Below are 13,858 nucleotides of genomic sequence, written 5' to 3'. Positions count from 1 at the left end.
ACCCGCGACAGGGGGGAACCAAAATGATAAGAAGATCGCTTTTTGTTAAAAATAAAATAGTACTCGGCTTAACAGCTGCGGCTATCGGTTTATCAGCAGCACAGACACAGGCTGCAACATTTGAGGTAGGCGGTTTTGATATCGCTTTCGACTCTACTTTTTCTTATGGGCAAAGTATTCGCGTAGAAGACCGTGACTTTAACCTCATTGGTAAAAGTAATAACCCATCATTTGATTGGACAGGTTATAACCCAGCAATCAATACAATTTATTCATCTCAAGATGTCTGGGCTCAACCGGGCTCTTACTCAAATAATGGTGATGCAGGCGATTTAAACTTTGATAGCGGCGAAACTTTTTCAAAGCTATTAAAAGGCACGCATGATCTATCAATAAGTAAAGATAACTACGGCTTATTTACTCGTTTTATGTACTTTTATGATTTTGAATTAATGGACGGCGATCGTGCCTACGTTAATCCAACATCAGGTCAGGGTGTAGATCCGTGTGATGATGATGATACTAAAGAGCAAAGCTGTGCTGACATTCGTTTACTTGATGCGTATGTGTGGGCAAACTTTGATTTAAATGAAGGCAAAAACCCGCTTTCTATTCGAGTTGGTCAACAAGTGGTTAACTGGGGGGAAAGTACATTAATCTCTCATGGTATTAACGTAAACCCGGTTGATATTGACCGATTAAAAGCACCAGGTGCTGAACTAAAAGAAGCGTTTATTCCGGTTGGTATGTTGTGGGCCTCATTAGGGCTTACAGAAAACATGACCTTAGAGGGCTTTTATCAATACCAATGGCATGAAACACGTTTACCAGCAGCAGGGACTTATTTTTCTACCAATGATTTTGCGGCTGAAAACGGTTATCAACAAAATGTACAGCTTGGTTTTACCTCAAATCCTGATATTGACTTAGCGTTTTTAACAGATAACTTGAATAACCTGATGGCAACTTATGGCCAAGTGGCTGCAAGCCAAGGTATTGACCCATCAAGCTCAGCTGGCCAAGAGCTATTGGCAAATATGTACTTAGCGTACCCGACCAAGGTCGCGCTAAAAGGCAAAGGCTACGATGGCAAAACAGAGCCAGATGATGGCGGCCAATATGGTTTACGCTTAGGCATGTTCTTACCCGAGTGGAACGATACAGAAGTGGCACTTTACCATGTAAATTACCATAGCCGTCGTCCACTTATTTCAGGTCGCGTATCTAATTTCACGCAAGCATCAATACAACAAGATTTAGCGATGATTGCCACCACAGAAATTACCTCTGATAACGTATCTGATTTAAAAGCATTTGCTAAAGCGACAAACGAATACCCTGAAGATATTAAACTTTACGGTTTAAGCTTTAACACTTCACTTGGTGAAACAGCGTTTGCTGGTGAGTTTACTTTTCGTGAAGACGAACCATTACAAATCGATGACGTAGAATTACTTTATGCAGCTATGCCTGAGCAATTAGCGATTGCCGGCTTACGCCCTGAATTTGCGGGTATTTCGCAAATGAGTAAAGGTGATGCTGCAAGTGTTGTAGGTCCAGGCGAGCTGGCTAAAGGTTACATTGAACGTAATACTTCACAGCTACAGTTTACGGCAACGCATTTATTCGGCCCTTCATTAGGTGCTGATAGCTGGGCAGTTGTCGGTGAAATTGGTGGTGTTCGCATCAACAATATGCCTGAATACGATGAAATGCGCTTGAATGTGTCTGGTACTGGTCGAAGCGGTATCATGCAAGGCCCTGGTAGTTCAGATTACTCTTCACTACATATGGCATTATCTAATGGACCTGAGCAAAAATCGTTTGCTACGGCGTCGTCTTGGGGTTATCGCTTAATTGCCAAAGGTGATTACTTTAATATTTACAATGGTATTAACTTCTCACCTCGTTTTGTGTTCTCGCATGATGTAAATGGTAACACGCCAGATCCAATGTTCTTATTCATTGAAGATCGTAAGTCATTAGGTGCAACTATGAGCTTTAATTACCAAAATGCATGGTCTTTGGATGTAAGTTACAACTCATTTTGGGGTGGTGGCGACACCAACACTTTCTCTGACCGAGATTACATTTCTTTTAACTTAAAATATTCTATCTAGGGGTAACATTATTATGATTAAAAAACCTACCCTCCTTGCTACAGCGTTTTGTAGTTTGTTTGCAAGCCACGCAGCGCTGGCTAAAATTAGCCCAGAAGAGGCTGCGCGCCTTGGTAAAGACTTAAGCCCAATTGGTGCGGAAAAAGCAGCGAATGCTGATGGCTCAATCCCAGCATGGAATGGCGGTATTACTGCTGCTCCAGCAGGTTATGAACCGGGTATGCACCACTTAGACCCTTATGCAACCGATAAAGTATTGTTTACTATAGATAAAAGCAATATTGATAAGTACAAAGAAAATTTAAGCCCTGGGCAAATAGCATTATTTGAAGCGTACCCAGATACGTTTAAAATGCCTATTTACAAAACACGTCGTTCAGCATCATACCCACAGTTTGTATACGATGCGACAAAGAAATTTGCTACTACAGCTGAATTAGTTGAAGGCGGTAACGGCATTAAGAACACAGCAATTGGTATTCCATTTCCAATTCCTAAAACGGGTTTAGAAGCAATTTGGAACCATTTACTTCGCTATCGTGGTCAATCAATTGAGCGCTTTGGTGGTCAAGCAGCGCCAACGGCATCGGGGTCGTACAACTATGTTGGCTTTGATGAGCAACTATTAGTTAAATATTCTGATCCAAGTGCAACGCCTGCTGAGCTGCAAGACTCTAATATTTTGTTTAAGTTTAAACAGCAAGTGACAGAGCCAGCACGTTTGGCAGGTACGGCATTGTTAGTACATGAAACCATGGATCAAATATTAACACCACGTCAAGCGTGGACGTATAATTCAGGTCAGCGTCGTGTTCGTCGTGCACCTAATGTAGCGTATGATGCTCCGGGTACAGCAGCAGATAGCTTACGTACTACCGATGATTTTGACATGTTTAACGGCTCACCAAATCGTTATAACTGGACGCTAAAAGGCAAGCAAGAGCTTTACATCCCATACAATAGCTACAAGCTTCATAGTGATAAGCTAACCTATGATGATATTTTAAAGCCGGGCCACATCAACCCAGAGCATACACGTTATGAAAAACACCGTGTGTGGGTTGTTGAAGCAAACTTAAAAGATGACACGCGCCATATTTATAAAAAACGTGTGTTCTACATTGATGAAGACAGCTGGCAAGTACATGTTACCGATATTTACGATAATCGCGACCAACTGTATCGTGTAGCAATGGCTTATGGCCTTAACTACTACGAAGTACCGACTCAGTGGAGTACGCTTGAGGTTTACCACGACCTTAACTCACGTCGCTACTTAGCCATTGGTTTAGATAACCAAGAAAAGATGTATGATTTTTCTCAGTCATTTAATGATAATGAGTTCACATCGAGCGCTTTACGTCGCGCTGGCAGATAGTATAAAAGCAGGCACCTAGTTTCCTAGGTGCCTTTTTTCTTTCACATCGCGTTTGTCTATTAACGCACAGGTTTTCCTCTTTATAACAGACAAACAAATCCTCAGTTCAAGGCGAATTTAATTTATGAAGTATTTGGTTTATGCCAGCCTGATCCTAAGCGGTGCGAGTTTTGCACAAGACGCACCTTTAAGTGCGATTAGCGCGATTAATGCAGATAAAGCACTCCTTACCGATATCACACAAACCTCAGCAGGGCTCATTGCTGTGGGTAAGCACGGTACGGTCATTAAAAGTGTTGATGGTAACAATTGGCAACAAGCACAATCAGTGCCTACACAAGTATTACTAACGGCGGTTGAATTTACTAATGATTCTCACGGCTGGGCATGTGGACATGACGCCACAATTATAAATACCACCGACGGTGGTGAAAACTGGCAGTTACAACAAGCAAAGCCCTCACTTGATAAACCCTGTTTAGATATTTATTTTAAAGACGATTTACATGGTTATGCCGTGGGCGCCTACGGTATGTTTTATCAAACCAGTGATGGCGGCGAACATTGGCAAAAACGTTTTTTAGATTCACTGTTATTTAGTGAAGATAGAGCGTACTTAAACGATTTAAAACAAACCGATCCCGAAGGGTATGAAATAGAAACTTCGTCTATTTTGCCACATTTTAACCGCATAGAACCGACTAGCACGGGTTTAATGCTGGTCGGTGAGATGGGCTTAATGGCAAAAAGTGATGACGATGGCCAAACTTGGCAACGTTTAGATGAAATTTACCCTGGCTCGTTTTTTGGTTTTGCTTCTGATTCATCGCAACAAATCGTCGCAGGGCTACGCGGTAATATTTTCGTAAATAAAACCGACAGTGGACAATGGCAGCATTTAGAAAATGACAAAACCGCCACTATTAATAGCATTATCAACTACAACAATAAACAATGGCTATTACTGGCTAATAGCGGTGTTATTTTTCATCTAAAAGATGATGAGTTGTCATACGAGCAATTGGCCGATGGTAAGGCAATACTTGATGGTGTAATTGTTAAAGATAGACTTATTCTGGCGACAGAAAATGGCATTAAAGTGAAGGAGTTGACCCCTTAATGCAAGCAATTTTAGATTTTTTAGAAAAAGCGATTTTTAGACACCGCTTAGTGGTGCTCATAAGTTTTGTGTTGATCACCTGTTTATTGGTTTTTAAAGCAACACAGATTCAACTTGATGCGTCATTTAATAAAAATATTCCGCTCAATCATGAATACATGAAGGTATACACTAAACATGAGAAACAGTTTGGTGGTGCAAATAGTATTTTAATTTCCGTATGTGACGACAGCGGAGATATTTTCAATCCTGAATTTTTTACCCAATTAAAAGCAGTGCACGATCAGCTTTATTTTATTCCTGGGGTAAATCGTCCTTTAGTAAATTCTATCTTTTCACCCAGTGCCCGTTTTGTTGAAGTCGTTGAAGACGGTTTTGCCGGTGGCCCTATCATTCCAGCTAACTTTAAAGCAGACAAGCAAGGGTTAGGCGTTGTAAAAGAAAATATTGAAAAGGCAAAAGTAGTTGGTCGTATGATAGCAAGCGATTATTCGTGTGCCATGGTCACCGCCCAACTGTTAGAGACTGATCCGCAAACACAAGAAAAATTAGACACTCTCGCTTTTGCAAAAAAATTAGAAACCGAAATTCGTGAACCTTTAAGTACTGATAATATCAGTATTCATATTATCGGTTTTGCAAAAATGGCTGGCGATATCGCTGAAGGTGCAAAAGGGGTTGTTTTATTTTTTGCCATCGCGATTGCGTTTACATTCGTCATGGTATGGCTATTTTGTGGCAGCTTGAAACTCACTATTTTACCGATTGTGTGTTCTATTATTGCCGTTATTTGGCAGTTAGGATTGCTTTCTAGCTTAGGCTTCGGTCTTGATCCTATGTCTATCTTAGTGCCATTTTTAGTCTTCGCTATTGGCGTAAGTCACGGTGTGCAGATGATCAACGCCATTGGTAAAAAAGTCACTGAGGGCAAAACGACCGCCGTATGTTGTCAATCTAGCTTTAGAGCTTTGCTGGTACCAGGTGGGATTGCGTTGTTATCAGATACGGTTGGCTTTTTAACACTTTTAACTATAGATATCGGCATCATTCGTGAACTGGCTATTACAGCAAGTTTAGGGGTGGCTGTTATTATATTTACTAATCTTATTTTATTGCCTGTATGGGCATCGTATATGCGTTTTGAAAACAGCATCCATATTCAATCGGGTGATGCCAACAAACCGAATATACTCGATGCAATGCGCGATTTATTAGTTAAAGCAACTGACCCAAAAACAGCAAAAATGATCATAGGTTTTACCTTGGTTTTATTTGCACTGGGCTATTGGCAAGCGGATAAAATGCGAATCGGTGATTTACACGCAGGTGCGCCATCGTTGCACCAAGATGCACGTTACAACCAAGATACCTTTTTAATATCGGACAAATACACCATTTCGTCTGATATTTTAAAAGTGATTGTGGAAGCATACCCTGCGGCCTGTACAGAGCACGATGTAATGGAACGTATATCGCGTTTTCAATATAAAGTTGAAAACTTAGCAGGTGTGCAGTCAGCAGTGAGCTTAAGTTCAGTGGCACAATCAGTCAATGCCGGTTACAACGAGGGCAATTTAAAGTGGCAAAGTTTGCCGCGCAATTCTGCCAGCTTAGTGCAATCAACGTCACGTGTGGAAACAAGCACAGGGTTATTAAACGGTGATTGCTCGGTAATGCCGGTGATTATTTTTTTAGACGATCACAAAGCACAAACAATTGATAACGTGATTGCAAAAGTAAAACAATTTGCTGATGAAGAGGGCACAGACAAGCTTGCTTTCAAATTGGCATCAGGGCCAGTTGGTGTTATGGCTGCAACGAATGAATCTGTTTCAGCAGCACAAATACCCATGATGCTCTATGTTTACGGTGCGGTTATTATTTTATGCTTACTTAGTTTTAAGAGTGTAAAAGCAACAATTGCGGTGGTATTACCCTTGTACATAGTATCAACCCTTGCACAAGCACTGATGGTACAGCTTGAGATTGGTCTGACTGTTTCAACGTTACCAGTGATTGCTCTGGGTGTAGGTATTGGTGTTGATTACGGTATTTATATTTTGTCATCGATGATGGGGCAGTTAAAACAAAACGTACCATTGAGTATTGCTTATCGTAATGCATTAGTTGAACGTGGTAGTGCGGTGTTATTTACCGGTATTACATTAGCGATTGGTGTAAGTACGTGGATTTTTTCTGATTTGAAGTTCCAAGTTGATATGGGAATTCTGCTTACCTTCATGTTTTTAGTAAATATGTTGGGCGCAGTGTTACTTTTACCTGCAATTGGCAGCTTGCTCTGGACTGACCAGAAAAAATAAGGTGAATAAATTTGCTCCAAAATGGCCAGTAATGGCCATTTATATCTATATTTTGTGAATAGATGACCAAATAGCTGAAATGCTTAAAATGTTTTCATCGAAAAGGCTGTTTATTAGTTTCAAAAGGGTTAGAATTTAACTGACTCCACGCTAATAAATGGCTGTACAAATACTCTGCTAAACTAGCAGTGATAGATTAAGGAACATACAATGACACGAAATGAAGGCCAAGCCTCGGTTATTTTAGATAACGTCTGTAAGCTTATCCAGAAAAAAGTTCGCGCTGATAATGTGTTACTCGTTGAGAAATTCGCCAAAGCCTTGTACAGCAATATGTCTAAAGAGGATTTGGCAAATCGCAACGACAGTGACTTATATGGTGCTGCACTTAGCCTTTGGAATTCGCTAGAAAAAAATACATCAGATGACGCAGTTATTCGCGTTTTCAACCCTGAAGTGGCAAAAGATGGCTGGCAGTCATCGCATACCATTGTAGAGATCATTGCTAAAGATATGCCATTTTTAGTTGACTCTGTGCGTATGGCCATGACACGAGAAAACATTGCCTCTCACTTACTTCTACATAGCCCACTGAAAATTCAACGTGATAAAAACGATAAAATATCAGGGTTATCAAGCTTAAAAGCAGAGCAAGAATCAACATCAACAAAAACAGTATTCTTCATAGAAATTGACCGTCAAACAGATGCTACTGTTATTGAGTCTTTCAAAAAAGAACTTGAATCTGTACTCGTTGATGTATCGGTTGCGGTTGAAGATTGGCAGCCTATTCGCGAAAAACTAATCGCAGTTAGCAAAAGCTTACCTAAAAGCCACAAAGATAAAAATGATAACGAAATAAATGAAACCGTTGAGTTCTTAGATTGGCTAGTAAAAGACAACTTTACATTAATGGGTTACCGCCAATATGAGCTTTCGCCAGTCCAAGGTGATTATCAATTAAAAGGTAAAATGGATACCAGCTTAGGGTTAATGAAAAACTCAGATGCTGAGCATACACGTTTGCTTTCTGAGTTACCTGAAGTGGCTCGTCAAGAAGCACGTAGTAGTAACTTATTAATTTTAACAAAAACCAATTCATTATCTCGAGTTCATCGCCCAGCCTATATTGATTATGTGGGTGTTAAGCGTTTTGATGACAAAGGTAATGTGATTGGTGAAGACCGTTTTATAGGTTTATTCTCATCTAACTTTTATAATAACAGCGCTGCTGATGTCCCAGTTCTTAAAAGCAAGATTAATCGCATTATGGATATGTGTGATTTTGCTAAGGGTACACATGCATACAAAGCGGTATTAAACATCTTAGAAACCTACCCACGTGACGAATTAGTGCAAGCTCGCGAACATGAGCTACTTGAAGTTGCTATGGGCGTGTTACAAATTCAAGAACGCGATATGTGTCGTTTATTTGTTCGCAAAGATGCATACGGTCGCTTCCTATCTTGTATGGTGTATGTACCACGTGAACGTTATAACACGGCGCTGCGCCGCGAAACGCAGGCTATTTTAGCAAATGCATTTAATTCTGACGTTAAAGTCGAATTTACTACCTATTTCTCAGAGTCAACACTGGCGCGTACTCATTACACCGTTCGTGTGACCGATAACAATATTGAATATAACGTGAAAGACATAGAAAATAATCTAATAGAAGCCGCTCGTACCTGGGAAGATAAACTCCAATCAGCCTTACTAGAATCTGCTGGTGAAGCACGTGGTAACGAATTAAACCGTAAATACTGCAACGCTTTTGCACGTTCATACAAAGAAGAAGTACTTCCAAGTGCCGCTGTTGTTGATATTGAAAAGCTAGAAATGCTAAACGATGACAACAAACTTGAGATGTTGTTTTATCGTCCACAAGAAGAGGCGAGCAGCAATATTGTTCGTTTAAGCTTATTCCACAAAGATGAGCCAATTCACTTATCAGATGTGATGCCAATGCTGGAAAACTTTGGTTTACGTGTTGTAGGTGAAACACCTTACTCAGTTAAAACCAGTGATGGTGGCATTAATTGGATCATGGACTTCTCAATGCTGATTGATAGCAAAGGGATGGCCGATTTTGATAAAATTTCCGCACGTTTTCGTGCCGCACTAACCAGTGTGTGGGCAAATCGTTTAGAAAACGATGGTTTTAACCGTTTAGTGTTAATGGGTGGGTTAACCGGTCGCGAAGCATCAATTTTACGTGCGTACGCTAAATACATGCGCCAAATTGGGGTTACTTTCTCGCAAACGTACATCGAAAGTACCTTTGCTAATTACCCACACATCGCGGCTAAAATCGTTAATTTATTTGCTAAAAAATTCTCAGTTAAAAGTCCTGCAAGTGCTAAAACACTTGAAAAACTAGGCTTAGAAATTTATGCAGAGTTAGAAAACGTAGCGAATCTTGATGATGACCGTATTATCCGTTTATACGTTGATATGATTGTTGCAACGCTGCGTACAAACTACTTCCAAAAAGATGCTGAAGGTAAGTTTAAGTCATACATTTCACTTAAAATTCAACCAAGTTTAATTCCAGAAGTACCACTGCCTGTGCCTGCGTTTGAGATTTTCGTTTACTCGCCGCGTGTTGAAGGTGTGCATTTACGCTTTGGTAAAGTTGCGCGTGGTGGCCTACGTTGGTCAGACCGTCGTGAAGACTTCCGTACTGAAGTTTTGGGCTTGGTAAAAGCGCAGCAGGTTAAAAACACCGTAATTGTACCGGTTGGTTCAAAAGGTGGCTTTGTATGTAAACAACTGCCTAGTGAGCGCGAAGCGTTTATCAAAGAAGGCCAAGAATGTTACAAAATCTTCATTCGTGGCTTATTAGATATCACAGATAATATTGAGCGCGGCGAAGTTGTACCTGCTGTTGATGTTACTCGTCATGATGAAGACGATGCATACCTAGTGGTTGCAGCGGACAAAGGAACTGCGACTTTCTCTGATATTGCGAACGGTATCGCAATCGAATATAACTTCTGGCTAGGTGATGCGTTTGCATCAGGTGGTTCAGTAGGTTACGACCATAAGAAAATGGGTATTACTGCGCGTGGTGCATGGGAGTCTGTTAAGCGTCATTTCCGTGAAATGGATATTAACTGTCAAACCACAGACTTTACTGCCGTTGCCATTGGTGACATGGCCGGTGATGTATTTGGTAATGGTATGTTGTTATCAAAGCACATTCGTTTGCAAGTGGCGTTTAACCACTTACATATTTTTGTGGATCCAAACCCTAATGCAGCTGCTTCTTACCCAGAGCGCGAGCGTTTATTTAATTTGCCACGTTCATCATGGGAAGATTACAACAAAGAGTTAATTTCAAGCGGCGGTGGTGTGTTCTCTCGTGCAGCCAAGTCGATTACGCTAAGCCCAGAAATGAAAAAAATGTTGGGCACTAAAAAAGCCAGCATGACGCCTAATGAATTGATCAAAGCCTCACTTATGATGGAGTTTGATTTATTGTGGAATGGCGGTATTGGTACATACATTAAGCACTCTAAAGAAACAGATGCGGATGTAGGGGACCGTGCAAACGATGCACTGCGCATTAATGGTAAAGACCTTGGCGCTAAAGTCTTTGGCGAAGGCGGTAACTTAGGGGCAACCCAGTTAGGTCGTATTGAATTTGCAGCTAAAGGTGGCCGTGTTAATACTGACTTTATCGATAACGTAGGCGGTGTTGCGTGTTCAGATAACGAAGTAAACATTAAAATCTTACTTAATGGTTTAGTTGCCGAAGGTGATTTAACACGTAAGCAACGTGATGAGTTACTTTACTCAATGACCGACGAAGTATCTGAATTAGTGCTTAAAGACTGTTATCGTCAAACACACACTTTATCGATTACCCAATCAAAAGGGACTTCAACGCTTAAAGAAAAAATTCGTTTTATTCATGCGCTTGAAAAAGAGGGCAAATTAGACCGTACGATTGAGTTTATTCCGACGGATGAGGAGTTAGCAGAGCGTGCTGCCGCAGGCAGAGATTTAACACGTCCTGAGCTTTCAGTGTTGGTCTCTTATGCGAAAATGGTTCTTAAAGAGTCATTAGTAACCGACGAAATTACCGAAAACCCTTACTATCGTCAGTTATTGGTTAAATCATTCCCACGTCCATTACGTGAGAAGTTTAACGATGCTATGAATAATCACCCACTACGCAAAGAGATCATTGCCACTAAGTTAGCAAATAATATTGTTAACGATATGGGCTTAAACTTTATGGTGCGTATGAATGAAGAAACAGGTGCAAACGAAGCTGAGATTGCATTATGTTATTCAATCGCAAGTGAAATATTCCAAATGCGTGACACTTGGTTATCGATTAGTGATTTAGATAACAAGATACCGTCTAACGTACAAACAGAAATGTTGTACCAGTTACGTCGTACTGTTCGTCGTGCAACTCGTTGGTTCTTACGTCATCGTACGAAAGCACAAACCATTGAGCAATCAATTGAAGCATTTGCACCAACGTTTGCCGATTTAAGTGAAAACTTAACTAAATACATCGTGAAAACAGAAAGCGATCGTATAGAAAGTGCACGTGAAGAGCTAACGCAAAGCGGTGTTCCGGTTGAGATTGCTCAGCGTATTGTATCGTTATCAAGCTTGTTCTCTGTAATGGACTTGACACAAATTGCGCAAAACTCTAATCGTAAAATCGATATGGTATCGCACACTTACTTCAAACTTGGTGCGCAAATGGGGCTACATTGGTTCTTAGACCAAATTACTAATCAACCTGTTTCAAACCATTGGCAAGCACTTGCGCGTGCTTCATATCGTGAAGAGTTAGATTGGCAACAACGTACATTATCTGAAGTAGTGTTAAACAGCTTTGAAGGTGATAGTAGTGATGTTGATGGCCAAATTGAACAGTGGATGGATAGCCAAGATCTGTTGTTACAGCGCTGGAAACAAATGCTAACTGAATTTAAAACATCGCAAAGTCATGACTTTGCAAAATTCTCAGTTGCACTTAGAGAGCTTATGTTACTAGGCCACAACTGTGATACCTCTGCAAAGTAATAAACTGCAACTGATTAAAATTAATCGTTAAACAGTTTTTTGTTATATAATACCTCAGCCTTGTCTGAGGTATTTTTTTGTCTACAACTTTAAGAGGATTATATTCATGTTTTACGATTTAGCTCGCCGTTTTATGTTTACCCGTGATGCGGAGTGGGCCCATGATTTTGCTCTTAATAACTTACGTCGCTTTGCTAATACACCGTTAAGTGCCGCGTGGTCACAAAGCGTGGCAAATAAGCCTGTGAACTTTTTAGGCCTCGAATTTAAAAATCCCGTAGGGCTTGCCGCTGGTCTTGATAAAAATGCCGAGTGTATTGATGCATTCGCCCAAATGGGGTTTGGTTTTGTCGAAGTAGGCACAGTAACACCGCGTCCACAAGCAGGTAACGATAAGCCTCGTATGTTTAGATTGCCACAGTCGAATGCAATTATTAATCGCATGGGCTTTAATAATAAAGGCGTTGATAATCTAGTAAATAACGTAAAAGCAGCAAAGTATGATGGCATTTTAGGTATTAATATTGGTAAAAATAAAGATACGCTGAATGAACAAGGCAAAGATGATTACATTCACTGTATGCGAAAAGTGTTTGAGTATGCATCTTACATAACCGTCAATATTTCATCGCCGAATACACCAGGATTGCGTGACTTACAATATGGCGCAGCATTAGATGACCTATTGCAAAGTTTAAAAAATGAGCAGTTAGATTTAATTGCCAAGCATAATAAAAATGTACCTATGCTGGTTAAAATTGCGCCAGACTTAGATCCTATTCAAATTGAACAAGTGAGCGAATCACTATTAACGAATAAAATTGATGGTGTGATTGCCACAAATACCACCCTTGAGCGTAGCCTAGTGCAAGGTCAGCAGTATGCTGATGAAGCAGGAGGGTTATCGGGTGCTCCGGTTAGAGAGCGTTCAACTCATATTGTTTCTGAACTAAAACGTTTAACTAATAATCAATTACCTATCATTGGTGTAGGCGGTATTGATGACGTTCAATCGGCTAAAGAGAAGATGAACGCAGGGGCTGATTTGATTCAAGTTTACACTGGATTTATTTATAAAGGACCACAATTGGTCAAGTCGATCATTAACGACTTATAAGGATCAGTTATGTAAGCTTTTGATCGTTCGATAAATGTTCTAAAAAGACGTTTTAAAAATGGTCAAAAGCAGCTATACTCTAAGCTTATTGTCTTATTTTATTTTTTTAAGTACTAAGTAGGGAGGAGCAAATGTTACAAGCGTCAAAGCAATGGCAGTGGATAGCGTGTGCTGAAAAAAACCGCTTACTGCTTGATTTAAATGACGATATGCAACTATGCACCCCTTATAAACTAAGGCAATTAACAGATTGCACCTTTAAAAACCCTTACTTTAGTTTAGAAGACGCCGCTTTTTATGAGCAGGTATATTATTACCTCGAGCAGTTTAACTTATGGAATCCTGCGCAATTATGTCAAATAGCGCTCAATGCCACCGCGGTTAAGTTTCAATTAAAGCCCGTTTTAGCTAAGAGTTGGTTTTTTAAACCCTACACGGGTACAACACCTAGTACTGAAGCCGTTATCAACTTGAGCTCTGAATCTCAAACTGGCGAGTTTTTAATTGTGGAGCATTGCCCTGATGCTTCTGTGTGTATTAATTTAAGCGAAACCTTTGCGCTTGACGATAATTTATCACTCTCACAGTTTGAAGTGATCCGCGTATTAAACAACCGTGTTCACCCGCTTATTATCTCACAGTACGATAGTCAAACCGCTTAATCTAATTTAGTTTTCCCACCGTGTTTATGGCGTATTTGTACGCAAACCTATGTTATAATCCCGCGCAATTAGCTATTAAGGGTTTTTA

The 13,858-nt window shown here is 40.3% G+C and carries 7 protein-coding genes; all 7 read left to right on the top strand.

Translation table 11 applies throughout. The annotated features are described in order from the left end of the window. Positions 1-23 precede the first annotated feature (23 nt). Positions 24-2,120 (top strand): DUF1302 domain-containing protein, encoded by a 2,097-nt coding sequence (locus tag PSM_RS08070; protein WP_013465034.1) that lies wholly within the window; start codon positions 24-26, stop codon positions 2,118-2,120. A gap of 13 nt (positions 2,121-2,133) precedes the next feature. After that, complete coding sequence (locus PSM_RS08065; RefSeq protein WP_013465033.1) at positions 2,134-3,498, top strand: DUF1329 domain-containing protein; 1,365 nt, start codon at positions 2,134-2,136, stop codon at positions 3,496-3,498. 124 nt (positions 3,499-3,622) lie between these two features. Continuing rightward, on the top strand, positions 3,623-4,618 hold the full coding sequence (locus PSM_RS08060; RefSeq protein ID WP_013465032.1) for a WD40/YVTN/BNR-like repeat-containing protein: 996 nt from the start codon (positions 3,623-3,625) through the stop codon (positions 4,616-4,618). Continuing rightward, complete coding sequence (locus PSM_RS08055; protein WP_013465031.1) at positions 4,618-6,939, top strand: efflux RND transporter permease subunit; 2,322 nt, start codon at positions 4,618-4,620, stop codon at positions 6,937-6,939. Before PSM_RS08060 ends, PSM_RS08055 begins: the two co-directional genes overlap by 1 nt. Positions 6,940-7,149: 210 nt before the next feature. Next, positions 7,150-11,991 (top strand): NAD-glutamate dehydrogenase, encoded by a 4,842-nt coding sequence (locus tag PSM_RS08050; protein WP_013465030.1) that lies wholly within the window; start codon positions 7,150-7,152, stop codon positions 11,989-11,991. A gap of 106 nt (positions 11,992-12,097) precedes the next feature. Then, positions 12,098-13,108: a quinone-dependent dihydroorotate dehydrogenase gene (gene pyrD / locus PSM_RS08045; RefSeq protein ID WP_013465029.1), complete on the top strand. Its 1,011-nt coding sequence runs from the start codon at positions 12,098-12,100 to the stop codon at positions 13,106-13,108. A 131-nt stretch (positions 13,109-13,239) separates the two neighbouring features. Next, the gene (locus PSM_RS08040; RefSeq protein ID WP_013465028.1) at positions 13,240-13,770 is read left to right on the top strand and encodes a cell division protein ZapC; all 531 of its coding nucleotides are present in this window, start codon (positions 13,240-13,242) and stop codon (positions 13,768-13,770) included. Positions 13,771-13,858 lie beyond the last annotated feature (88 nt).

The sequence above is a fragment of the Pseudoalteromonas sp. SM9913 genome (genome assembly GCF_000184065.1).
GTDB lineage: Bacteria > Pseudomonadota > Gammaproteobacteria > Enterobacterales > Alteromonadaceae > Pseudoalteromonas > Pseudoalteromonas tetraodonis.
Note: the sequence above shows the minus strand (reverse complement) of the source record. Positions and strands in the feature narration are given on the sequence as shown.

What these genes read in the sequence shown, in the direction of transcription:
- PSM_RS08070 (WP_013465034.1), top strand. Translation starts at nt 24, where the DNA reads ATGATAAGAAGATCGCTTTTTGTTAAAAATAAAATAGTACTCGGCTTA.
- PSM_RS08065 (WP_013465033.1), top strand. Translation starts at nt 2,134, where the DNA reads ATGATTAAAAAACCTACCCTCCTTGCTACAGCGTTTTGTAGTTTGTTT.
- PSM_RS08060 (WP_013465032.1), top strand. Translation starts at nt 3,623, where the DNA reads ATGAAGTATTTGGTTTATGCCAGCCTGATCCTAAGCGGTGCGAGTTTT.
- PSM_RS08055 (WP_013465031.1), top strand. Translation starts at nt 4,618, where the DNA reads ATGCAAGCAATTTTAGATTTTTTAGAAAAAGCGATTTTTAGACACCGC.
- PSM_RS08050 (WP_013465030.1), top strand. Translation starts at nt 7,150, where the DNA reads ATGACACGAAATGAAGGCCAAGCCTCGGTTATTTTAGATAACGTCTGT.
- pyrD (WP_013465029.1), top strand. Translation starts at nt 12,098, where the DNA reads ATGTTTTACGATTTAGCTCGCCGTTTTATGTTTACCCGTGATGCGGAG.
- PSM_RS08040 (WP_013465028.1), top strand. Translation starts at nt 13,240, where the DNA reads ATGTTACAAGCGTCAAAGCAATGGCAGTGGATAGCGTGTGCTGAAAAA.